The sequence below is a fragment of the Janthinobacterium sp. Mn2066 genome (assembly GCF_049319705.1).
GTDB lineage: Bacteria > Pseudomonadota > Gammaproteobacteria > Burkholderiales > Burkholderiaceae_D > Janthinobacterium.
The window spans coordinates 17737-41165 of sequence record NZ_JBMOUF010000003.1 but is presented as its reverse complement, the minus strand read 5'-3'; the positions used below and the strand labels follow the sequence as shown (position 1 = coordinate 41165).

Annotated in this window: 23 protein-coding genes; 4 read left to right on the top strand and 19 right to left on the bottom strand. The window is 60.6% G+C overall.

The window, feature by feature from the left end:
• Positions 1–107: 107 nt before the first annotated feature.
• On the bottom strand, positions 108–1052 hold the full coding sequence (locus ACL9RI_RS06510; RefSeq protein WP_422725773.1) for a GlxA family transcriptional regulator: 945 nt from the start codon (positions 1050–1052) through the stop codon (positions 108–110).
• A 197-nt stretch (positions 1053–1249) separates the two neighbouring features.
• Here ACL9RI_RS06510 and ACL9RI_RS06505 point away from each other — a divergent pair, with 197 nt between their 5' ends.
• The 3 genes from ACL9RI_RS06505 (at position 1250) to ACL9RI_RS06495 (ending at position 2993) form a co-directional block, all read left to right on the top strand.
• Complete coding sequence (locus tag ACL9RI_RS06505) at positions 1250–1639, top strand: MarR family winged helix-turn-helix transcriptional regulator (protein ID WP_422725772.1); 390 nt, start codon at positions 1250–1252, stop codon at positions 1637–1639.
• 47 nt (positions 1640–1686) lie between these two features.
• A complete protein-coding gene (locus tag ACL9RI_RS06500) occupies positions 1687–1971 on the top strand; it encodes a hypothetical protein (RefSeq protein ID WP_422725771.1) in 285 nt (94 codons plus the stop codon).
• Between the two features lie 173 nt (positions 1972–2144).
• Positions 2145–2993 (top strand): HDOD domain-containing protein, encoded by an 849-nt coding sequence (locus ACL9RI_RS06495; RefSeq protein WP_422725770.1) that lies wholly within the window; start codon positions 2145–2147, stop codon positions 2991–2993.
• Positions 2994–3132: 139 nt separating this feature from the next.
• On the opposite strand, the gene ACL9RI_RS06490 is transcribed toward ACL9RI_RS06495, so the two are convergent.
• The 7 genes from ACL9RI_RS06490 to queA all read right to left on the bottom strand — a co-directional run bounded on the left by ACL9RI_RS06490 (position 3133) and on the right by queA (position 10409).
• Complete coding sequence (locus ACL9RI_RS06490; RefSeq protein WP_422725769.1) at positions 3133–3759, bottom strand: glutathione S-transferase family protein; 627 nt, start codon at positions 3757–3759, stop codon at positions 3133–3135.
• 69 nt (positions 3760–3828) lie between these two features.
• Positions 3829–4527, bottom strand: coding sequence for a helix-turn-helix transcriptional regulator (locus ACL9RI_RS06485; protein WP_422725768.1), 699 nt, complete (start codon positions 4525–4527; stop codon positions 3829–3831).
• 89 nt (positions 4528–4616) lie between these two features.
• Positions 4617–5639 carry a protein translocase subunit SecF gene (secF, locus tag ACL9RI_RS06480; RefSeq protein WP_422725767.1) on the bottom strand — a complete coding sequence of 341 codons (1023 nt, stop codon included), beginning with the start codon at positions 5637–5639 and terminating at the stop codon, positions 4617–4619.
• A 90-nt stretch (positions 5640–5729) separates the two neighbouring features.
• A complete protein-coding gene (gene secD, locus ACL9RI_RS06475; RefSeq protein ID WP_422725766.1) occupies positions 5730–7598 on the bottom strand; it encodes a protein translocase subunit SecD in 1869 nt (622 codons plus the stop codon).
• Positions 7599–7694: 96 nt separating this feature from the next.
• Positions 7695–8027, bottom strand: a complete 333-nt coding sequence (gene yajC, locus ACL9RI_RS06470) for a preprotein translocase subunit YajC (RefSeq protein ID WP_422725765.1) — start codon at positions 8025–8027, stop codon at positions 7695–7697.
• A gap of 180 nt (positions 8028–8207) precedes the next feature.
• The gene (gene tgt / locus ACL9RI_RS06465) at positions 8208–9347 is read right to left on the bottom strand and encodes a tRNA guanosine(34) transglycosylase Tgt (RefSeq protein WP_422725764.1); all 1140 of its coding nucleotides are present in this window, start codon (positions 9345–9347) and stop codon (positions 8208–8210) included.
• Positions 9348–9359: 12 nt separating this feature from the next.
• Positions 9360–10409, bottom strand: coding sequence for a tRNA preQ1(34) S-adenosylmethionine ribosyltransferase-isomerase QueA (gene queA, locus ACL9RI_RS06460; RefSeq protein ID WP_422725763.1), 1050 nt, complete (start codon positions 10407–10409; stop codon positions 9360–9362).
• Positions 10410–10586: 177 nt separating this feature from the next.
• Here queA and recG point away from each other — a divergent pair, with 177 nt between their 5' ends.
• The gene (gene recG / locus ACL9RI_RS06455) at positions 10587–12713 is read left to right on the top strand and encodes an ATP-dependent DNA helicase RecG (RefSeq protein WP_422725762.1); all 2127 of its coding nucleotides are present in this window, start codon (positions 10587–10589) and stop codon (positions 12711–12713) included.
• Here the strand turns inward: recG and ACL9RI_RS06450 are convergent.
• From ACL9RI_RS06450 to ACL9RI_RS06400, 11 genes are all read right to left on the bottom strand, one after another.
• Positions 12710–16024, bottom strand: a complete 3315-nt coding sequence (locus ACL9RI_RS06450) for an SNF2-related protein (protein WP_422726126.1) — start codon at positions 16022–16024, stop codon at positions 12710–12712. The genes recG and ACL9RI_RS06450 overlap by 4 nt on opposite strands.
• Positions 16025–16051: 27 nt before the next feature.
• Positions 16052–16177 carry a hypothetical protein gene (locus ACL9RI_RS06445; protein ID WP_422725761.1) on the bottom strand — a complete coding sequence of 42 codons (126 nt, stop codon included), beginning with the start codon at positions 16175–16177 and terminating at the stop codon, positions 16052–16054.
• Positions 16177–17400 carry an MFS transporter gene (locus ACL9RI_RS06440; protein WP_422725760.1) on the bottom strand — a complete coding sequence of 408 codons (1224 nt, stop codon included), beginning with the start codon at positions 17398–17400 and terminating at the stop codon, positions 16177–16179. Before ACL9RI_RS06440 ends, ACL9RI_RS06445 begins: the two co-directional genes overlap by 1 nt.
• Before the next feature lie 7 nt (positions 17401–17407).
• Positions 17408–18397 (bottom strand): Gfo/Idh/MocA family protein, encoded by a 990-nt coding sequence (locus ACL9RI_RS06435; RefSeq protein WP_422725759.1) that lies wholly within the window; start codon positions 18395–18397, stop codon positions 17408–17410.
• 43 nt (positions 18398–18440) lie between these two features.
• Entirely contained in the window at positions 18441–19244 is an 804-nt protein-coding gene (locus ACL9RI_RS06430; protein WP_422725758.1) for a DUF3025 domain-containing protein, read from the bottom strand.
• Positions 19245–19250: 6 nt separating this feature from the next.
• Positions 19251–20303: a dihydroorotase gene (pyrC, locus tag ACL9RI_RS06425; protein ID WP_422725757.1), complete on the bottom strand. Its 1053-nt coding sequence runs from the start codon at positions 20301–20303 to the stop codon at positions 19251–19253.
• A gap of 78 nt (positions 20304–20381) precedes the next feature.
• Positions 20382–20717 carry a helix-turn-helix domain-containing protein gene (locus tag ACL9RI_RS06420; RefSeq protein ID WP_422725756.1) on the bottom strand — a complete coding sequence of 112 codons (336 nt, stop codon included), beginning with the start codon at positions 20715–20717 and terminating at the stop codon, positions 20382–20384.
• Entirely contained in the window at positions 20683–21075 is a 393-nt protein-coding gene (locus tag ACL9RI_RS06415; RefSeq protein ID WP_422725755.1) for a type II toxin-antitoxin system RelE/ParE family toxin, read from the bottom strand. The genes ACL9RI_RS06420 and ACL9RI_RS06415 overlap by 35 nt, the downstream gene beginning before the upstream one ends.
• Before the next feature lie 164 nt (positions 21076–21239).
• Complete coding sequence (locus ACL9RI_RS06410) at positions 21240–21965, bottom strand: amino acid ABC transporter ATP-binding protein (protein WP_422725754.1); 726 nt, start codon at positions 21963–21965, stop codon at positions 21240–21242.
• Positions 21966–21984: 19 nt separating this feature from the next.
• Complete coding sequence (locus tag ACL9RI_RS06405; protein ID WP_422725753.1) at positions 21985–22677, bottom strand: amino acid ABC transporter permease; 693 nt, start codon at positions 22675–22677, stop codon at positions 21985–21987.
• Positions 22678–23427, bottom strand: a complete 750-nt coding sequence (locus ACL9RI_RS06400) for an amino acid ABC transporter permease (RefSeq protein ID WP_422725752.1) — start codon at positions 23425–23427, stop codon at positions 22678–22680.
• Between the last annotated feature and the right edge of the window lie 2 nt (positions 23428–23429).

Here is a 23429-nt window from a genome sequence, read left to right as displayed (position 1 = left end):
TAGGTACTCCCGCAGCTACGACAGCTACGCGTGTACGGCATTATAAAAAGCGGGATGCTAAAACTCTTTTGAATCTGCGACAAGGATTTTCACAATTGATCACTGCTTCATATCGGCGGCATCAGCTTGCGCTGGCGTTCTTCGCGGGGAGTATTGCCAAATAAGGTGCCAAAGGCCGTGGAAAAGTGCGATCCCGAGGAGAAACCGCACATCAGGCCGACTTGCACGATGGAATAATGTGTATCAAGCAATAATTGCCGCGCCCGCTGCAAGCGCAGTTCCAGGTAGTAGCGCGAGGGCAGGCTGCCCAGGTATTGCTTGAACAGCCGCTCCAGCTGGCGCCGCGACAGGCCCACCAGGCTGGCGATGTCATCCGTCGACAGCGGTTCTTCGATATTGGCTTCCATCAAGGTCACGGCTTCAGACAATTTCGGCTGCAGCAGGCCGAAACGCGCCTGCAAGGCCACGCGCTGGCGCTCTTCCTTGCCGCGCACCTTGTCCACGCACAAGGCTTCCTTGATCAGCGCCTGCACGTCGGCGCCAAATATGGTGTCGATCAGGGTCAGCGCAAAGTCGATGCTGGCGGCGCCACCGCAGCAGGTGATGTGGGGGCCATCGATATCGAACAAATGCGGCGTCAGAATGGCCCGTTCGGCCTTGGCTTCCGCGTCGGCGTACAAGGCCCAGGGCAAGGCGATCCGCACGCCATCCATCACGCCGGCGTCGGCCAGCCACAGCACGGCCGCGCCCACGCCCCCCCAGAACGGCGCCGAGCGGGAGCGTTCGATCACGGCGCGGCACAGTTCGGCGCGCAAAGGCGTTTCCGTTTCATCGGCCACCAGCAGCGCGATATGCCAGTTGCCGCCCTGCTCGGCCACTTGCGCCGGCGTGCGGATGTCGAGTTGCAGCGCGTCCGGCCCCAGCGCGCGCGCGCACAGGCGCAGCGGCTGCACCAGGCCGGCCCAGGTGATCGATTCGGCATCGCCGGCATGGATCAGCAACAGGCGCACAGGTTTATCGAGGCCGATACGGGCAAGGTTGGCGAAGGACATCGGCAGGGGCGGGTCGGAGCAATGGCTGGGGTCCGGCTATGATACTCGGGTTCGCACCATTTTGGACCACGGAGTTCTTCATTGCCGGGCCCGTCATGTGCGCGGCCGGGTGCACCGGAAAAAAACGGGGCAGAAGGATATAATCATGGCCTATGGGTGAACGATATTTAAAAAGTATCCGGCTGCTGGCCGAATGCATGCAAGACTTCGAACGCTTTGCAAGCGACTTCGTGCGCGGGTATGGCTTGACGCATGCACAATTCGACATCATCGCCACGCTGGGTAATACCAGCGGCATGTCCTTCAAGGAACTGGGCCAGAAAACCCTGATCACCAAGGGCACGCTGACGGGCGTGGTCGACCGGCTGGAGCAAAAGGGATTAGTCGTCAGGAAGCGCTGCACGCGCGACAAGCGCTTATACTTCGTGCGCCTGAGCTGCGAGGGGGAAAGCCTGTTTAACGAGGTCTTCCCCAAGCTGACCAGGGAAGGCCAGAGTTTATTTACCGGCTATACCGAAGACGACTTTGTGCGCCTGGAAACAACACTGGCGGGACTGAAACATGCCATCGCCAACAGCCGTAGCTGACAACATATCAGACAGACTCAGATTCAAACAAGACAAAGGAAACCAAGTTGAAAACCACCCTGCTCGACGGCAAAAAACCCGCACATTTCGATAAACACATCATCGGCAACCTCTTGCTCAACGCCAGCACGCCGGAACTGGTACGCCAGGAAAAACTGATCATCGGCGTGCGCAATGAGGACGGCGAAATCTACCGCCTGATCGGCGCAACCAAGCACAACAGCTTCATGAACGCCGTCGAAGAACTGTTCGACCTGGGCTTGACGGATGAACTGGAAGGCAGCGACGAACTGGTCGAAGGCTGCGACGCGATTTTCAGCGAGAATAATTAAGCGCCTTCGAATATTAATAAGCAAACACCAATATTTTAAAAAAGACATGCCGCGGCGACTGTGGCATGTCTTTTTTTATTTGCGGGGAAGTTGCTGCTCCATCCAGCCACTATTTGCGAAAAGATCACATTTAAAAAGTTCTGTGAAGAAATATTGCGAGTATAATTTTTTCAATGAACAGACTCGACGCCTTTAAAAGCATCGCCGCACAAGCTGCTCGTGGCGAGCTGACCTTTCCTGCCAATGTGGATGCCTCGCTGAAACTGCAGCAGGCGCTGGCCGATCCCGATTGCCATATCGAGGCGGCCGCCAAGCTGGTGCAGGCAGACCCGCTGCTGGCCGCGCGTACGGTGGCGATTGCCAATTCGGTGGCGTTCAACCGCTCGGGCAATGAAATCACCAGCGTGCGCAATGCCGTGCAGCGCCTCGGCGTGCGGACCTTGCAGTCGGTAGTGGCCTCGCTGATCGTGCGCCAGCTGGGCAGCACCATCAGCGATCCGGTGCTGCAAGCCAAGGCCAACCAGCTGTGGGAGCATACGGCCCATGTGGCGGCGCTATCGCAGGTGATCGCGCGCCGGGTGACCAAAGTCGACCCGGATACGGCGCTGTTTGCCGGTATCGTGCATGAAGTGGGCGGCTTTTATCTGCTGTCGCGCGCGGCCGAGTTTCCTGGCATCCTCGATGGCGATCCGCATGACTGGGTCGAGCATGGCGAACAGGCGATCGGCCATGGCGTATTGACCAAACTCAAGGTGCCGGAAGCCGTGATGCAGGCCATCACCTCGCTGTGGGAAGGCTTGCGCGCGATTCCACCGGAATCGCTGGGCGACACCCTGCTGCTGGCGAACGACCTGGCGCCGGTCGCCTCGCCCCTCAATGAAAGCCCGGCCGCCATCGCCGTGCGGGCTGCCCGCGCCGCCCGCAGCATCGATTGCGTGATCGGCGACGAAGCCACCTTGTCGAGCATCCTGGCCGAGTCGGACGACGAAGTGCAGTCGCTGCTCAAGGTGCTGATGCACTAAGAGTGTACAAAAAACAGGACAAAAAAAACCCGCTCGAAAGCGGGTAAAGTCCAAAGCTAGGGATGTCCTGAAAGAGACAGCCCTATCTTAGGCGCGCCAAATGGCCTGCTCCGTGCGTTGGCACACTTAGCGCACACATTCATGCGGGAATCAGGGTCACTTCCGTTGCTTGCCAGGCGCGCAACTGCTGCACCCGCTGGCGCCAGGCCAGCAGATGCGGGTAGGGCGCCAGCGGCAAGTTGAGGCGTTCGCTATACATCAGCGGCGCGGCCACGGCAAAATCGGCCAGGGTCAAGCTATCGCCGCTCAACCACTCACGCCCCGCCAGGTGGGTATCGAGCACGGTCGCGTAGGTAGCCAGTTCACGCTCGCCGCGCGCCACTTCCAGCGGATCGGGCCCGCCCTGGCCCGTCATGCCTTTCCACGCATGTTCCCATGCCAGCACGGCCACGGCCGGTGCAAAATGCTGGCTAGCCCAGAACAGCCAGCGGTTGACGTCGGCGCGTGCCTGTGGCGCCTGCGGATAAATCGTCTGTCCCGGTACCTGGTCAGCCAGGTACTGCATGATGGCGCACGATTCCCACAGCAAGAAGTCGCCATCGGCCAGCACCGGCAGCTTGCCATTCAAGTTCAGCTCGCCCAGCAGGCGGCGGTCATCGGCGCTCATCAGGTTGACTTCGGTCAACTCCAGAGGCAGCTCGAGGTGGATCGCCGTCATCAGGGCACGGCGGGCATTGGAAGACATGGGGTGGTGGTATAAACGCATGGCGCAAACTCCGGTCAGTGAAGAAGACGTCATCGTAGAATCCGGCACTGACAGTTTTTGTCAGTAGCCTCAGTCCTCCGGATCGATATCGTATTTTTCGCGCCAGACCTTCAGCAGCGCATGGCGGCGCGTGGGATAACGCTCGCCGCTGTCCACGCTGGCGATGCGGTCGATGCGGAAATGGCGGTAATCGCCGCGCAATTCGCACCAGGCAGCCAGCAGGCGCTTGCCCTCGAAATACGCCAGGGCGAACGGCCACACGGTGCGCTCGGTGGCGGCGCCGTGTTCATCCGCATAGCCCATCGTGATTTTCTGCTCGTGGCGGATGGCTACACGCACCGGCTGCACGAAACGGTCAGCCACTTCGCTGCCATCGGCGGGCCGGCCCAGCGGCACCCACAGGCTGGTGCCCGCCATGCTGTCGCGCAGATCGCTGGGGGACGCGGCGGCGATCTTCGCCAGCGCCTTGTTGGCGGCCTGCGCCAAGTCCGCATCGCCCTGGCGCCGCACCCAGCGCGCGCCCAGCACCAGCGCTTCGAGTTCGTCGGCGCCAAACATCAGCGGCGGTAAAAATACGCCCTTGCGCAGCACATAACCGATGCCCGCCTCGCCCTGCAACGGCGCGCCCAGTTCGGCCAGGGTCTGGATGTCGCGATAGATGGTGCGTTCAGATACGCCCAGTTGCTGCGCCAGCACAGCCGCCGTCACCGGCACCCGCTTGCCGCGCATGGCGTCCATCAGCAGGAATAAACGGCCGCTACGGCTCATGGCACTCTCGCTTTACACAAATCGCTACCTCAATAAAAAATGCCGCCCGGCTTGCGCGGGGCGGCATCGCTATGGCCTCGAACGCTTACTTAAACTACGGCGCCGTCGGTTTCGTCTTTTTCCTTGACCGGCTTGATCAAGTCTTCACGCTTCACGCCCAGCCACATGGCAATCGCGGCAGCGACGAACACGGACGAGTAAATACCGAAGCAGATACCGATGGTCAGCGCCACGGCGAAGTAATGCAGGGTCTGGCCGCCGAAGAACAGCATCGACAAGACCATCATCTGGGTACAGCCGTGGGTGATGATGGTACGCGAGATGGTGCTGGTGATCGCATTGTCGATCACTTCATGCACGGTCGCCTTGCGCTGCTTGCGGAAGTTTTCGCGGATACGGTCGAAAATAACCACCGATTCGTTGACGGAGTAGCCCAGCACGGCCAGGATCGCCGCCAGCACCGTCAGCGAGAATTCCCACTGGAAGTAGGCGAAGAAGCCCAGGATGATGACCACGTCATGCAAGTTCGCGAAAATGGCGGACACCGCGTATTTCCACTCGAAGCGGATCGCCAGGTAAATCATCACGCCGATGATCACCATCACCAGCGCGTTCAAGCCGTTTTGCGCCAGCTCTTCACCCACTTGCGGACCGACGAATTCCACTTTTTGCAAGTCGACCGATTCATTGCCAGCCGCATCGATACAGGCGTTCTTGACGACGTGCTCGCCCTTGTCGGTGACCGTATCGATACCCTTGGTGGTGCCGTTTTCAGCCTTGCACAGGGCGTCGAACACGCGCAGCGAGGTGTTGGCGGCGCTGACGTCTTTTTCCACCGGCAGGCGGATCATCACGTCGCGCGCCGTGTCGAAGCTGGTCACGCCCGGCTCTTCATAGCCCATGCCGATCAGGGTGTGGCGGATGCCTTCCAGGTTGGCCGCTTTCGGGTACTTGACCTCCATCACGGTGCCGCCCTTGAATTCCACCGACAGGTGCAAGCCCTTGTGCACCAGGAAGAACACGGCGGCAACGAAGGTAAGAGCCGAAATCACGTTGAAAATCAACGCATGGCGCATGAAGGGAATATCTTTTTTGATCCGGAAAAATTCCATGAAATCCTCTGTATTCTGTTCTGTGCGTCCGGCGGCTGGGCCACCGGACGCTATCGCTGTTGACGCTATTGAGTAAGCCTGGCTGGTGGCTTATTTGCCGGTGATGCCAGGCACCCAGACCGTGCCGATCGACAGCGTGGTCAGCTTTTTCTTGCGGCCATACCAGAGGTTGACCACGCCGCGCGACACGAAGACGGCGGAGAACATCGAGGTCAGGATACCCAGGCAGTGCACCACGGCAAAGCCGCGCACCGGTCCGCTACCGAAGGCCAGCAGGGCGATACCGACGATCAGGGTGGTCACGTTCGAGTCCAGAATCGTGGCCCAGGCGCGATCAAAACCAGCCGCAATCGCTGCCTGCGGCGTACTGCCGGCGCGCAGCTCTTCCCGGATACGTTCGTTAATCAGCACGTTGGCGTCAATCGCCATCCCGAGCGCCAGCGCAATCGCCGCGATACCCGGCAGTGTCAGCGTAACCTGGATCATCGACAGCAGAGCGATCAGCAGCAACAGGTTGCAAGCCAGGGCCAGCACGCTGAACGCGCCGAACATCATGTAGTAGATAATCATGAAGACGGCGATCGCGAGGAAGCCGTACATGGTCGAATGCAGGCCCTTGGCGATGTTTTCAGCGCCCAGCTGTGGTCCGATGGTACGTTCTTCAATCACCGTCATTGGCGCCGACAGCGCGCCCGAGCGCAGCAGCAGCGCCAGTTCATTGGCGTTTTCAGCGCCGCCCATGCCGGTGATCTGGAAGCGCGAACCGAGTTCCTGCTGGATAGTCGCCACGGACAACACTTCAGGCTTGCCTTTTTCAAACAGTACGATAGCCATGCGCTTGCCTACGCGTTCGCGGGTCGCTTCACGCATCTTGCGGCCGCCGTCGCCGTTCAGGTCGATCGATACGGATGGCTGTTGATTCTGGTCAAAGCTGGCCGTGGCGCTGGAGATATAGTCGCCCGTCAGGATCACGTCTTTCGACAGCACGACAGGAACGCCCTTGCCAACGGTAAACAATTCCGAGTTGAATGGGATCGCGCTCGACAGTTCGTTGCCAGGCACGATGGTTTCATCGACCAGGCGCACTTCCAGGGTAGCCGTGCGGCCGATAATGGCTTTCGCGCGGGCCACGTCTTGCACGCCAGGCAATTGCACCACGATACGGTCAGGACCTTGCTGCTGGATCAATGGTTCAGCCACGCCCAATTCGTTGACACGCTTGGACAGGGTCGAGATATTTTGTTTTACGCCTTCGTCCAGCGTCGATTTCAGGGCGGCCGGTTTCAGGCTGACGATCAGTTTCAGATCGCTGCCATCGCCGGTATCGGCAAATACCAGGTCTTGCATCTGGTCGGACAGCAGGTTTTTCGCTTTCAGGCGCGTATCGGCGTCGCGGAAGCTGATTTCAATAGTGTCGCCCACGCGCTCGATGCCGGCATGACGGATATTCTTGTCGCGCAACAGGCTGCGCGCACCGGACTGGATGCCTTGTACTTTCTTGGTCAAGACGGCTTTGCTGTCGACCTGCATCAGGAAGTGCACGCCACCACGCAAGTCCAGCCCCAGGAACATCGGCAAGGCATGCAGTTTCTGCATCCATTTCGGCGTATTGGCTTGCAAATTGACGGTGACCACATAGGTCGGATCGCTAGGATCGGTATTCAGATCTTTTTCCAGTACCGATTTTGCCTTGAACTGGGTATCGGGATCCGCGAAACGCACGCGTACGGAGGCCAGGTTGCCAACGCCGTCAAAGGTTGCGCCTTCCGAATTGACATTCTCTTTCGTCAATATTTGCTCGACTTGCGCTGTCAGATCGCTCGTCACTTTGACAGTCGACTTGGCACTGGTCACTTGCAGCGCCGGTGATTCACCGAAATAATTGGGTGCCGTGTACAGTGCGCCCAGGAACAAGGCGACGGCAATGATGATGTATTTCCAGGCAGGGTAGCGATTCATATTGATTCAGCGTTCAGTGTTGAGCGTCGGAGGCGTCGCGTAGGGCGGCCGGTAGCCGCCCCGGTCAGTCATCACACGGGTGATGACCGCGAAAAATTACAGTGCCTTCAGGGTGCCTTTTGGCAACAAAGTGGTGATAGCGCTTTTTTGCACCACAACTTCGGTGCCGCTTGCCACTTCGATGGTGACGTAGGTATCGACGACCTTGACGACACGGCCCAGCAAGCCGCCGGCGGTCACGACTTCGTCGCCTTTAGCCAGCGCGTCCATCATTGCCCTTTGCTCTTTGGCGCGTTTTTGCTGTGGGCGGATCATCAGGAAATACATGACCACGAACATCAATACCAGCGGCAGGAAGCTGGTCAGGTTGCCGCCGAGGCCCAGGGCTTCGGTAGGGGCTTGCGCGTAAGCGTTGGAAATGAATAACACGGTGACTCCAGTTCTAATCAGTTTGAAAAATAGCGCTGTATTCTAGCATTGGCTTATTACGGCATGCCCTTATTTGCAGGCATGGCAGCTTTAAGTGGGGCTAAAAAGGCATTATGCAATGCTTTCTCGCCCTCACCAAGCGTCAACTTAATACCAAATTATCATTGCATTGCTATTAACTCAGGCGCCACGGGCCCGTTCAGCATGAAATTGCAGGGTAAATGCATGGAAACGGTCTTCATCGAGCGCTTCACGCATCTGGCGCATCAAGTCCAGGTAGTAGTGCAGATTATGGATGGTATTCAAGCGGGCGCCGAGGATTTCCTTGGAGCGGTGCAAATGATGCAGGTAAGCACGCGAGAAATTGCGGCAAGCGTAGCAAGTGCAGGTTTCATCGAGCGGCGCCTGGTCTTCCTTGTATTTGGCATTCTTGATCTTGATGTCGCCAAAACGGGTAAACAGCCAGCCATTGCGCGCATTGCGGGTCGGCATCACGCAATCGAACATGTCGATGCCGTTCGAGACGCCGGCCACCAGGTCTTCCGGCGTGCCGACACCCATCAGGTAATGGGGCTTGTTGGCCGGCAGGCGCGGGCCCACGTGGGCCAGCATGCGCATCATGTCTTCCTTCGGCTCGCCGACGGACAGGCCGCCGATGGCCAGGCCAGGGAAATCGATCTCTTCCAGCTTGGCCAGGGATTCGTCGCGCAGCATTTCATACATGCCGCCCTGCACGATGCCGAACAGCGCATTCGGGTTTTCACCACGGTGGAATTCGTCTTTCGAGCGCTGCGCCCAGCGCAAGGACATGCGCATGGATTTCGCTGCCTCTTCGATGGTGGCCGGACGGCCGGCGATTTCGTACGGCGTGCATTCGTCGAATTGCATGACGATGTCGGAATTCAAGACGCGCTGCACCTGCATCGATACTTCTGGCGACAAAAACAATTTATCGCCGTTGATCGGCGAATTGAAATGCACGCCCTCTTCCGTGATCTTGCGCATGGCACCCAGCGAAAACACCTGGAAACCACCGGAATCGGTCAGGATCGGCTTGTTCCAGCCCATGAAACCGTGCAAGCCGCCGAATTTCTCCATGACGGTGTTGCCTGGACGCAACCAGAGGTGGAAAGTATTGCCCAGAATAATCTGCGCATCGATCTCATTGAGTTCCAGCGGCGACATGGCTTTCACGGAGCCGTAAGTGCCCACTGGCATGAAAATCGGCGTCTGCACGACGCCGTGGTTCAGTTTCAAGGTGCCACGGCGTGCATTGGTCAGGCCGCTCGTGTCAGTCTTGAGTAGGGTAAATTCCAGCATGCGGATTCTTTCTTATTGTGTAGGAGTCAAATTCAGAGGCGCGCGCGATTGCGTGGTCAGCAGCATCGCGTCGCCATAACTGAAGAAACGGTAGTTTTGTGCAATCGCATGCGCGTAGGCGCTGCGGATCGGCTCGTAGCCGGCAAAAGCCGAGACCAGCATCAGCAGGGTCGATTTCGGCAAATGGAAGTTGGTGATCAATCGCGTGACGGTTTTAAACGCATAGCCAGGCGTGATGAACAGGGCCGTATCGGCGCTGCCGGCCACCAGTTGCCCCGTTTGCGACGCCGATTCCAGCGCGCGCAGGCTGGTGGTGCCCACCGCCACCACGTCGCGGCCCGCCTCTTGCGCGGCACGCACGGCGTCCACGGTTTCCTGCGGCATGGTGTACCACTCGGTATGCATCTTGTGTTCGCTGAGCACTTCGGTGCGCACGGGCTGGAAGGTGCCGGCGCCCACGTGCAGGGTCACATAGGCAAAGTTGACGCCCTTGGCCTTCAGCTGGTCGAGCAGGGCCTGGTCGAAATGCAGGCCGGCCGTCGGCGCGGCCACGGCGCCCGGCACTTTATTGAAGACGGTCTGGTAGCGCGTTTCATCGAATTCGTCCGCATCGTGTTCGATATACGGCGGCAGCGGCAGGCGGCCATGCGCCTCGATCAGCTCGAAGACGTCGGCATCGAAGTGCAGGGTAAAGAATTCGCCGGCGCGCTGGCCGACCGTCACATCGAAAGCGTCGGCCAGGCGGATGCGGCAGCCCGGCGGCGGTGATTTCGAGGCGCGTACCTGGGCCAGCACGGTGCGGTCATCCAGCACGCGCTCGACCAGCGCCTCGATCTTGCCGCCGCTTTCCTTGACGCCAAAGAAACGCGCCTTGAGCACGCGGGTGTTGTTCATCACCAGCAGGTCGCCCGCCTGCAGCAGGCTGACGATGTCGGCAAACTGGCGGTCAAACAGGGTCTCGCCGTCCAGGTGCAGGAGGCGCGACGCACTGCGTTCGGCCAACGGAGTTTGCGCAATGTTTTCTTGCGGCAAATTGAAATCGAAATCGGAGAGCGAATACATGCGTTTGCTTCAAAAAGTACGTGAAAATGATTAGAAATGCGCAACTGGACATCTGGCACTATACTGTGTGCCTATACAGGCATTACAATAATCAGCCGCAAGTTCATCTGATCGCGGTACGCCAGGGATGTGCCGGACAACCCTCTATTTTACGCTAGCGGCGCCAAAACCTTGCATATGCCCGATTCTAAGCCCGATCTTAAGCCTGACTCTCAGCAAGATCTTCCTCCCGCAGCCAAGCCCGCCGCCAAGCCGAAAGCCGCCAAAAAGGTGGTGACTACGGAAAGCCGGCTGGCCAAACTGGGCTTGCGCACCGATATGGACCTGGTGCTGCACCTGCCGATGCGCTACGAAGACGAGACCAAGGTCTACACCATCCGCGACGCCTGCCAGCACGGCGGCGAATCATGGCAAGTGGAAGGCGTGGTCACCAAGTGCGAAGTCAATTTCAAGCCGCGCAAGCAATTGCTGGTGACGATCGCCGATGAAACGGGCAATCTGCTGCTGCGTTTCATGAATTTTTATGGCAGCCAGGTCAAGCAACTGGCCGAAGGCACGCGCGTACGGGCCCGCGCCGAACTCAAACACGGCTTTTTCGGCGCCGAAATGGTGCATCCGACCTACAAGGTTGTCAACGAAGGCGCGCCGCTGCCGACCGCGCTCACGCCCGTGTACCCATCGGGCGAAGGCTTGTCGCAGCACGTCTTGCGGCGCGCGATCGCCGACGCCATGCGCCGCATCGACTGGCAAGACACCCTGCCGGAGCGGCTGCTGCGCGAGCTGCAGCTGTCCCCCTTCCAGGCCGCCGTGCGCCTGCTGCATTACCCGCCGCAAGCCATCGATGAAAGCGCGCTGATGGACCGTTCGCACCCGGCCTGGGTGCGCATGAAGTTCGATGAACTGCTGGCCCAGCAGCTGTCGCTGAAACGCGCCCAGCGCGCGCGCCGCTCGAAAGGCGCGGCCGCCCTGCCCGTGATCGGCGCCCTGTCGCAGGCGTTCCAGGCAGCCTTGCCGTTCAAGCTGACGGGCGCACAGGCGCGCGTGCTCGATGAAATCCGCGCCGACCTGCGCCAGCCCTACCCGATGCAGCGCCTGCTGCAGGGCGACGTCGGCAGTGGCAAGACGGTGGTGGCGGCCCTGTCGGCCACGCAGGCGATCGACAGCGGCTACCAGGCAGCGCTGATGGCGCCCACCGAAATCCTGGCCGAACAGCATTTCCGCAAGATCGCCGCCTGGATGGAGCCGCTGGGCGTGACAGTGGCCTGGCTGACGGGCAGCCTGAAGAAAAAGGAAAAAACGGCGGCGCTGGCCCTGATCGAATCGGGCGAAGCGCAGCTGGTGATCGGCACGCATGCGCTGATCCAGGACAACGTGCAATTTGCCAAACTGGGCCTGGTGATCGTCGACGAGCAGCACCGCTTCGGCGTGGGCCAGCGCCTGACCCTGCGCAACAAGGGCGATAGCGCGGCCGTGCCGCACCAATTGATGATGTCGGCCACGCCAATCCCGCGCACCCTGGCCATGACCTATTACGCCGACCTGGAAGTGTCGGTGATCGACGAGCTGCCGCCCGGGCGCAGCCCGATTGTCACGCGCGCCATCGACCAGAACCGGCGCGACGAAGTGATCGCCCGCGTGTATGCGGCCGCGCTGGAAGGCCGGCAAGTGTACTGGGTCTGCCCGCTGATCGAGGAATCGGAAGCGCTGCAGCTGCAAACGGCGACCGACACCTACATGATGCTGGCCGAAGCCCTGCCCGCGCTGCAGGTGGGCCTGGTGCACGGCCGGCTGAAACCGGCGGAAAAACAGGAAGTGATGGACGCCTTCATCGCCGGCCACTTGCACGTGCTGGTGGCCACCACCGTGATCGAGGTAGGGGTGGACGTACCCAATGCCTCGCTGATGGTGATCGAGCACGCCGAGCGTTTCGGCCTGTCGCAGCTGCACCAGCTGCGCGGGCGCGTGGGCCGCGGTTCGGCCGCCAGCGTCTGCCTGCTGCTATACCAGGGACCGCTGGGCGGGGTGGCGCGCCAGCGTTTGATGACCATGCGCGAAACCACGGACGGCTTTGAAATCGCCCGCCGCGACCTGGAAATCCGCGGTCCCGGCGAATTCCTCGGCGCGCGCCAGTCCGGCCAGGCCATGCTGCGCTTCGCCGACCTGGAAACCGACCAATGGCTGGTCGACCAGGCGCGCGACGTGGCGCACGACCTGCTGCACGACAGTTCTCCCGCCAGCGCCGCCGTGGTGGAAACGCATCTGGCGCGCTGGCTGGGCAACAAGGAAGAGTTTTTGAAGGTCTAAATTGGCAGCGGTGCGAAAATCGCTTGCAAATCATCGTGCGTGATCGCCAGCTTTTGTGCCGGACCTTCGGCCAGCACCGCGTTGGCCAGTTCAGCCTTGCGGTGCTGCATGTCCTGGATTTTCTCTTCCAGCGTGCCCTTGGCAATCAATTTGTAGACGAAGACCGGCTTGTCCTGGCCGATGCGCCAGGCACGGTCGGTTGCCTGGTTTTCAGCCGCCGGATTCCACCACGGATCGTAATGAATCACGGTGTCGGCCGCAGTGAGATTGAGGCCGACACCGCCAGCCTTCAGGCTGATCAAAAAGAGCGGCACGGCACCTTGCTGAAAGGTCTGTACCTGTGCGCTGCGGTCGCGCGTGTCGCCGGTCAGCAAGGCATAGGCGATGCCGCGCTCGCGCAGTTGTTCCTCGATCAGCGCCAGCATACTGGTGAATTGCGAAAACAGCAGTACTTTGCGCCCCTCAGCCAGCAGGGAGTCGAGCATCTGCATCAGTTCCTGCAGCTTGGCCGATGGCGCCCCGCCCTTCTTGCCAGCGCCCGCCACCAGGCGCGGATCGCAACAGACCTGGCGCAACTTGAGCAAAGCTTCCAGGATCACGATCTGGCTGCGGGCCAGGCCTTTGGCGGCGATCTCCGCACGCACTTTTTTATCCATCGCCAGGCGCACCGTCTCGTACAGATCGCGCTGCGCACCAGCCAGTTCGACTTCGCGCACCATCTCTGTCTTGGCCGGCAATTCCTTGGCGACCTTTTCCTTGGTACGGCGCAGCAGGAAGGGCTTGATGCGGCGGATCAGGAAAGCGTTGCGCGCACTGTCTCCCAGCTTTTCTATCGGTTTGCGGAACTCGGCATTAAAAGTTTTTTCATCCCCCAGCAAGCCCGGCATCAGGAAGTGAAACTGCGCCCACAATTCACCCAGGTGATTTTGCAGTGGCGTGCCGGTCAGGCACAAACGGTGCGTGGCCTGCAGCAGACTGGCAGTCTGGGCCGCCTTGGCGCGGCTGTTCTTGATATATTGCGACTCGTCGAGGATCAGCAAATGGAAGCGCTGGCTGCGCAGCGCCGCTTCATCGCGCGGCAGCAGCGCGTAGGTGGTCAGCACCAGGTCGTACTGGCCGATCTGTTCAAAATGCTGCGCCCGCTGCGGACCGTGGAGCAGCAACACCCGCAAGCCGGGCGCAAAACGTGCAGCTTCAGCCTGCCAATTGCCCATCAGGCTGGTCGGCGCCACCACCAGCGCCGGCGCCGTCAAACGTCCCGCTTCTTTTTCCAGCAGGATGTTGGCCAGCGTCTGGATGGTTTTACCGAGTCCCATGTCATCGGCCAGGATGCCTGCGAAATGATACTCGCGCAGGAACTGCATCCACGCCAGTCCTTCCGCCTGGTAGGGACGCAGCGCCGCTTGCAGGCCAAGCGGCGCTGCAACCTGGGCGACGCCGGTGAAACCATGCAGTTTCGCCCCCAACTGGCGCAGCCGTTCGCCGCCCGTCCAGCGCAATTGCACGCCTGCTTCCAGTTCAGCCAGGCGGGCCGCATCGAGCACAGGCAGGCGCAGACCCTCGCCGATGCGTTCCTTGAAATACAGCTCGCCCAAGGTGTGCAAGATGGGCTTGATGCGGCTCCATGGCAGCGCCACCTTGACACCATCGGGCAGCCTGGCGATCAGGTGTGCAGCATCGTCGTGCAGGGACAGCGCGGACAGATTGAAGTGCCCGGGTGCTTCGCGTATCAGTTGCAGCAGCACCGGCAGCAAGGACGTGCGCTGGCCATTGACAACGATCCCCAATTCCAGCGCGAACCAGGCGTTGCCGTCCTCTCCCGCATCATCAACTTCGGCATACCATGCCTCGATCTGTTCGAGCTCATAACGGTAGCCTGGAGCGTACTCGATCAGCCAGCCCTGCTGGCGCAAGGCGGGGATGCCATGCGCCGCGAAATCGATCCAGGCGGCTTCGCCCGGCAGTTGCAATATGCCCGTCATCGAGCGCAGTGGTGAGGTGGCGGTGTCTGGAATGGAAAATCCCATGATGCGCAAGGTGGTCATGGCCGCCTTTTCCGCACTGGCGTCACGCTTGATCGTCTCATTGCCGCCGGCTGTATGGCGCTGCAGCTTTTGCGCGGCATCGGCCGAAGCCCGCATGCCGTCATAGTCAAACGCCAGCAGCGCGAAGTCGTGCGGCGGCGCGGCGGGAGTATCACTGTCTATGCTACCGAGCAGCAGAAAAGGACGGCCCGCAATATCGCGCCGGACAATCTTGCGCAGCTCTGGCGGTGGCGCGACGACGCGCTCCAGTCCTTGCGACGTCAGTGCCCGCGTCAACAACCCGCGCTGACTGGCGGCTACGCGTGGTGCGCTGGCCACCAAGGCATGGCGCTCCCGGGGTGTCAGGTTGGCCAACCTCTCTGGCAAGATCAACGGCCCCATTGCTTCGCCGTGCACAAACAGCGCTGGCTGCGTCGCCAGCACATGCTCGAGCGGTGCACCGTCCTGCGTTTCCCAACGCAGCATGACGCTGTCATCTTCCTGCACCGCCCAGGCCAGGTGCGCATGGCGAGCATCGGTCCCCAGCACCGGAATCAGCATACCGGCCTTCAAATCATCGGGCGTGGCGGCACGGAACAGACGCTGCCCTTGCAACACCCCCTGCAATAGTTCCGCCCCGATGGCGCCACATATCTCGGCAACAGCGCGGGCAAATTCGGCACCGCTACGCAACAGGAAAAACAGGTGCGCAGCATAACGGTCTTCCGGCGCCATATAGCCCGGAGGGTTGTTGCGTATGTCATACAGATTGGCCAGCACGGCTGCCGACATGATCGCGCCGTTCGCCCGCAGGCGTGCGCGGCACAGCAGCAGTTCAAGCCTGCCGGAAGCGTTCGGCATCAGCACATACACCAGACGATACATGGCTTGTGCCAAGGTACCGCCACGCTTGACTACCGGCTTGGGTACAAGCGCCTGCGCCAGGCCCTGCAACCAGGACTGTAGCACCGGTGACAGGCTATCGCCGGACACCACGACAGGCTGTGGCGGTGTCAATTCCAGGTAGTGCGACAGTACCGCCACCACATGCTTACAGTTATAATCCATGGGGCAACTGCAATCGCCATCGAAGCGCACGCCGCGCGGCCCCGACTTGATACGCACATCCTGTCTGTAGCGCTGACCGCCGCTGCCGCTGACCTCGCCCCTGAGTTCATCGCCACTACGCGTCACGGACAGCACTTTTCCACGGCGCGCATAATCGCGGCCGCGCTGCAAGGTACCTGTATCAAAGCCGGCGGCAATGTCATCGGCACTAAAGGTCATGCTCACAATACTGTCCCGTCATCAGCTTTACATGCACAGCCACAGCCGGTTCGCCAGGTCGAACATGAAATCGGGGCGCAGATACGCCATGAAAATCACGGCCAGCAGTACAACGCCGACCACACGCCACAGCCAGGTGCGCCGCGTAGCCATTATGCGACCGCCACGCCACGCTTGACGGCCCGTTCATCGATGGGCAGGTTGATCAGCGCGGCCAGCAGGCCCAGGCCGATGGTGATCATCCAGACCACGCGATAGGTGCCTTGCTGTTCATACAGGAAACCGCCCAGCCAGGCGCCCAGGAAGCTGCCCACCTGGTGCGAGAAGAAGACCATCCCGGCCAGCATCGACAGGTGTTTCACGCCAAAGATGCCGGCGATGATGCCATTCGTCAGCGGCACGGTCGACAGCCACAGCAGCCCCATGCCAGCGGCGAAGAGATACACCGACCACGCTGACACGGGCGCCAGCAGGAAGAGCGCAATGACGGCTGCGCGGGTCACGTAGATGGCCGACAGCAGATGGCGCTTGGCGATTTTCCCACCGAGCTTGCCCGCATAATAGGAGCCGATAATATTGAACAAGCCGATCAGCGCCAGCGCCGTGACGGCAATATTCGGGTTGATCAAACCCTGGTCCTTCAGGTAGGCGGGCAAGTGCACGCCGATGAAGACCAACTGGAAACCACAGACAAAATACCCGGCCAGCAGCAGCCAGAACGAGCGGTTGCCGACCGCTTCGCCAAATGCAGCGCCGACGCTTTGCTGCGGTCCGTCGCCAGGCGCGACAGGCGGCTCGCGCAAAAAAAACGCCATCGGGATCATGGCCGCCACCACCAATAACGCCAACACATAAAACGCGTTCTGCCAGCCCACGGCAGAAATCAGCTGCTGTTCGACCGGCATCATCAGGAACTGGCCGAAGGAGCCAGCTGCCGAGGAAATACCGAAGGCCCAGGAGCGCTGCTCGGGCGGCGCACTGCGGCCGATAATGCCGCTGATGGCGCCAAATGCCGTGCACGCCAGCGCCAGGCCGATGAAAACGCCCGAGCCGATGATGAACAAACTGGGCTGCGTCACGAGCGCCATCCACAACAGGCCCGCCATATAGCTGATGGCGCCGAAAATGACGACGCGCATGGTGCCGTAGCGGTCGGCCGCCATGCCGGCAAACGGGCCAAATACGCCCCACATCAGGTTTTGCATGGCCAGCGCCAGCGAATAGGTTTCGCGCGTCCAGCCATTGGCCTGCGAAATCGGCTGCATCCAGAAACCCAGGCCATGGCGCACCCCCATGGCCAGGGTCAGCACGACCCCGCTGGCGATCAGGACGGTTTTCAGGCTGGGGCGGCTGGTATTGGTCAGTGCGTTCATCATTGCCAGCTCAAGCCTGGTCGGCGCTGTAGACCAGGCCGATCTGGCGGCGCATGGCGTCGAGACTGGCCATCAGCGCCACGCTTTCATCGTGCGGCATGATGGGGCTTTCCGGCAGGCCGGCGCGGATACAGCGCATGGCCTCGATGGCTTCGTGCGCATAGCCATTGCCGATAAACGGGGCAGCGACAATGCGGCGTTCGCCATCCATCGGTTCGACGATCAAATGATCTGGCCGATAAAAACGGTTCGGCAGGCGGATGCGTCCCAGGGAACCGGAGATCGTCATTTCCGTCGGCGTCAGCGCGCGCAAGCTGCAGGCACATGAAGAGGTGCCGCCGCCGGCATGGCGCAGCGCAAACACCACTTGTTCATCGACGCCGGTGACGCCCATTTCCGCCAGCGCCTGCACTTGCGACACGGGACCGAGAAAGAAGGCCGCCATCGACAGCGGATAGATGCCGACGTCGAGCAAGGCGCCGCCACCCAGCTCCGGATTGAACATGCGGTGTTCGGGCGGGAAAGTGGCGACAAAGCCGATATCGGCCTGTATCTGGCGCACGACGCCGATCTCGCCGCTGGCGATGATGCGTTTGGCTTCCTGCGCGGCCGGCAGGAAGCGGCTCCACATGGCTTCCATCAGGAACAGTTTTTTCTCGCGCGCCAGTGACACTACGGCTTGCGCTTCGCGTGCATGCATGGTGAACGGTTTTTCGCACACCACATGCTTGCCGGCGGCCAGGCACATCAGGGCATTTTCCGCATGCTGGGTGTGTGGCGTGGCGATGTAGATCACGTCCACGTTCGCATCGTCAGCCAGCGCCTGGTAAGAGGCATGGCGGCGTTCGATATCGAATTCGGCGCCGAAGGCCTGGGCCCCGGCGCTGCTGCGCGAAGCCACCGCCACCAGCTGCGCACCGGGCGCATCGCGCAAGCCCTGCGCCATCGCGCGGGCGATCTTGCCCGTACCAAGTATGCCCCAGCGTATCACTTTATCCATGCCTGTCTCCCCTGTCCTCTTGCCGCTGCGCGGCTTGTTGTAGTTAGATGGACGGCTTGCGTTTTGCCCTGAACACCGCCGTATCGTTGTAAAAATCATCGTCCTGCCCATCGCACCAGCCGGGCAGTCCCAGTACGGGCAAGGGCGTAAAGTCAGCCGTCGTCAAGCCTTGCTGCGCCAGGTCCTGCGCCACGCGCTGATCGAGCCAGGCACGCCGTGCGGCGGCGTCCAGCACAAAGTAGGCGTCGCCGGCAAAAATCACGCGCGTGTGCGCCGTGATGGCCTTGTAGGGCGCCACCAGTTTTTCCATCAGCGCGTGGCCAAACAGCCAGACTTCGGCGTCGCCGCCATCCGCAAATTTGTCGCGCAGCGCGATGAAGGCGCTGCGCCAGTCATGCCCGCGCAAGGCTGCCTCCAGCGCGCGGCCGGAGTCGCTGTCGCGCAGCACCAGCAAGGCCGAGTTTTCATCAAAAATCGTGGCGCCGTCGCGCGCAGGTCCGCGCGATTTACCGACGCCCGACAAGGCGATCTGCGCCGCCTGCAGGGCGTTCAATTGCCGCTTGATGAGGGGAAAAGTCAGCCACACAAGGGCATTGAAAAAATCGTGCAGATTGTCGCGCGTGGGCACGCCACCGGTGGCGCCAATAAACTCTTCGTATGCCACGCCTTCGGGCAAATCGCCTTGCGGCACGAAGCCCAGCGGCAAGCCGCCTGGATTACGCAAATCGAGCGCGCGCGCCTGCAGGTTGAGCGCGGCGATGACCGTGTCGCGCTGCAGGTTGAGCCGGCCCCGCGCCGGCAGCACCGAGGCATACCAGGGGCGGGTCCAGTCTATCGATGGCAGCATCGGTCCTTACACCATCTTCCAGTTGATTTGCTCGCCTGCGTTGAGCGGGATGACATGGCTGTCGCCCAGCGGCAGCGAGGCTGGCAGGGTCCAGCTTTCGCGCTTCAAGGTGATGGTGTCCGTGTTGCGCGGCAGGCCGTAGAAGGCCGGGCCGTGGAAGCTGGCGAAACCTTCCAGCTTATCGAGCGCGCCGGCCCGTTCGAACGCTTCGGCATACAGTTCCATCGCGTGCAAGGCCGTGTAGCAGCCGGCACAGCCGCAGGCCATTTCCTTGGCGCCCTGCGCGTGCGGCGCCGAATCGGTGCCCAGGAAGAAGCGCTCATCGCCACTGACGGCCGCCGTCATCAGCGCCAGGCGGTGCTCTTCGCGCTTCAGGATAGGCAGGCAATAGTAGTGGGGACGAATGCCGCCCTTGAAGATCTCGTTGCGGTTGTACAGCAGGTGATGGGCCGTGATGGTGGCGGCGATCGGGCCTTCCGCTTCGGCCACGTACTGCGCCGCATCCTTGGTGGTGATGTGTTCAAACACCACGGACAGGGCCGGGAAGGCGCTGCGCAGCGGGCGCATCACGCGTTCGATGAAGACGGCTTCGCGGTCAAAAATATCGATTTCCGGGTCCGTCACTTCGCCGTGCACCAGGAAAGGCATGCCCACTTCCTGCATCACTTCCAGCACCTTGTAGCAGTTTTTCAAGTCTGTCACGCCGAGGTCGGAATTGGTGGTGGCGCCGGCCGGATACAGTTTCACGGCTTGCACCACGCCGCTGTCCTGGGCGCGGCGGATTTCATCGGGCGAGGTGTTGTTCGTCAGGTACAGCACCATCAGCGGATCGAATTGCACGCCTGCCGGCACGGCGGCCAGGATGCGCTCGCGGTAGGCGATGGCGTCGGCCGTGGTGGTGACGGGCGGCTTCAGGTTGGGCATGACGATGGCGCGGCCGAACTGGCGCGCGCTATGCGGCAGCACGCTGGCCATGGTGGCGCCATCGCGCAGGTGCAAATGCCAGTCGTCTGGACGGGTGATGGTGATGCTGGAAGGGGTTTGCTCGGGTGTGGACATGGCGGCTGCTCTCAGGCGGTCATTGCGAATGCCGCCATTTTACCAGCCACCGGGCCGCCGTACCCGTGGTCCCGATGCTCAAAGCAGGGCCAGTTTCAGGTGGCCAATGGCGTTTTCTGCTGGTTTAACGCGGATCTCGATGTCGTAGCCGAGCCGGTTCAAACAATCCATCAGCTTGCGTTCGGACAAGCCTGAAAAATCACCGCGCAGCATGCCCGACACTTTCGGCTGCACGATGCCCATGCGCCGTGCGGCTTCTTCCTGCGTCAGCTCCAGTTTGCGCATGGCGTTGCGGATTTCGCCCACCAGGCCGGACTTGATTTGCAGTTTTTCAGCGTCGGGCAGGCCCAAGTCGGCAAACACGTTGCCGCTGGACGGTTCAAACTCGATGCCATCCACGATGCGTTTGTTCATGTCGTAACTCCTCGATCAACAATTGTGCGCTATGCAAGCGGGCCCGCACCAGATCCATCTCTTGCTTGGGTGTCGCGATACCGCTCTTGCTCTTCTTTTGAAAACAGTGCAATACAAACACCGCTTCCTCGAACTTCACCGTGTAGACGGCACGGTAGGTGCCGCCCGCATCGTCCTCGACGATTTCCAGTACGCCGGCGCAGCCAAAACCATGCAAGACCTTGGCGCTGTCGTGCTTGTCACCGCGCTGCGCCAGATCGAGCGCATGGCCGAAAAACGAACGTATTTCCACTGGCAAGGCCATCAATTCTTTCTTGGTGGCGCCGACCCAGAGCAGTGGTTTATGGGTGATCTTCATAAATTATACCTTTATTAGTATAAAAGGAAAGAAGAAAGTGTCAGACGATCAGCGTAAAGCCGATTAACTCAGCCACGTTTGTGACAGAGCAAACGCAGGAGCAGCACAGATGGCAAAACGGCCGGTGTGCGCCGGCCGTTTTTCAATACGGAAATACAGCGAACTCAGTGGATAATTTTCGCCAGGAAATCACGGGCGCGGTCCGAGCGCGTGGTATTGAAGAAATCATCCTTGCTGCAATCTTCGATGATCTTGCCCTGGTCCATGAAGACGATGCGGTTGGCCACGCGCCGCGCAAACCCCATCTCGTGCGTGACGACCATCATCGTCATGCCATCCTGCGCCAGGCCCACCATCACGTCGAGCACTTCGTTGATCATCTCCGGATCGAGCGCCGAGGTCGGCTCATCGAACAGCATGGCGATCGGGTCCATCGCCAGCGCGCGCGCAATCGCCACCCGCTGCTGCTGGCCGCCCGACAGCTGGCCCGGAAATTTATCTTGCTGCGACAGCAAGCCCACCCGGTCCAGGTATTGCAAGCCCTTGGCGTTGGCTTCATCGGTGCTGCGCCCCAGCACCTTGAGCTGGCCGATGGTCAGGTTGTCGCGAATCGACAGATGGGGAAACAGTTCGAAATTCTGGAACACCATGCCGATGCGCGCGCGCAGCTTCGACAGATTCGTCTTCGGATCATTGACGCTAATGCCATCGACCACGATCTGCCCCTGCTGGATCGGTTCCAGGCCATTGACGGTCTTGATCAGGGTCGACTTGCCGGAACCGGACGGGCCGCAAATAACCATCACATCGCCCTTGGCCACGTTGGTGCTGCAGTCGCTCAGCACCTGGAACTGGCCATACCATTTGCTTACATTGTTCAGTTCTATCATCTTGCTCTTTCTTTCCGGTTTAGCGAATGATGGTTACGCGTTTCTGCAGGCGCTTCACCAGCCACGACAGCGCATAGCACAGCACGAAATACACCACGGCAACAAACACATACATTTCCACCAGGCGGCCGTCGCGCTGCGCAATCTTCGAGGCGGCGCCAACGAAATCGGGGATCGACAGCACGTACACCAGCGAGACATCCTGGAACAGCACGATGGTTTGCGTCAGCAGCACGGGAATCATATTGCGAAATGCCTGTGGCAGCACGATGCTGGCCATGGTTTGCCGGTAATTCATGCCCAGGGCCTGGCCGGCCCAAACCTGGCCACGGGAAACGGACTGTATGCCGCTACGCATGATCTCGCAATAATAGGCCGCCTCGAACAGGATGAAGGTGATCAGCGCGGAAGAAAACGCACCCACCTTCACCGGCTCGGCAGCGCCGATGATCCAGGCGGCAATATATGGCACCAGAAAATAAAACCAGAAGATGACCAGCACCAGCGGAATCGAGCGTATCAGGTTGACATAGCTGGCCGCCACACCCGAGACGACACGGTTGCTGGACAGCCGCATCAGCGCCAGCGCAGTGCCCAGCACGATGCCGCCCAGCATGGCCAGCAGCGTCAGTTGCAGGGTAAACACCATGCCGGTCTTGAACAAATATACCCAGGAGCGCGAAATGACATCGAAGTCGAAATTGGCGAACATCTAGTGGCCTCCCGTCTTCGCCCCGGCGACGACAAAGCCGGGAATCGCCACCTTTTTTTCGATCAGCTGCATTCCCACCACCACCAGCAGGTTGACGACAATATAGATGATGGTGGCCGCTGAAAACGCTTCAAAAACCTGAAACGAGAATTCCTGGATGGCGCGCGCGCTGGCCGTCAATTCCACCAGGCCAATGGTCAGGGCCACGGAACTGTTCTTGATGATGTTCAGGAATTCACTGGTCAGCGGCGGCAAAATCACGCGCGCCGCCATCGGCAGCAAGATGAAACGATAGGTTTGCGGCAGGGTCAGGCCCAGCGCCGTGCCGGCCAGTTTTTGTCCGCGCGGCAATGCCTCGATGCCTGCCGTGACTTGCACGGCCACCCGCGCAGAAGTAAAAAATCCCAGGCATAACACCGCTGTCACAAACGGCGCATTCGGCAAGGACTTGACCCAGCTACCCAGCTCCGCCGGCAGCAATTCGGGCATCACGAAATACCACAAAAACATTTGCACCAGCAGTGGCACATTGCGAAACAATTCCACGTAGGCATTGGCAAGGCCGACGATCCATTTATTCGGCAAGGTACGCACGGTGCCGATCACCATGCCCAGTACCAGCGCCATGAGCCAGGCCACGCCGGCGGTAGCCAGGGTCCACGTCAAGCCAGCCCACAGGGTGTCCAGATAGGTGTGCACGCCGTCGGGTGACATTTCCCCGAAGATATGCCAATTCCAGGTGTAATTCATGC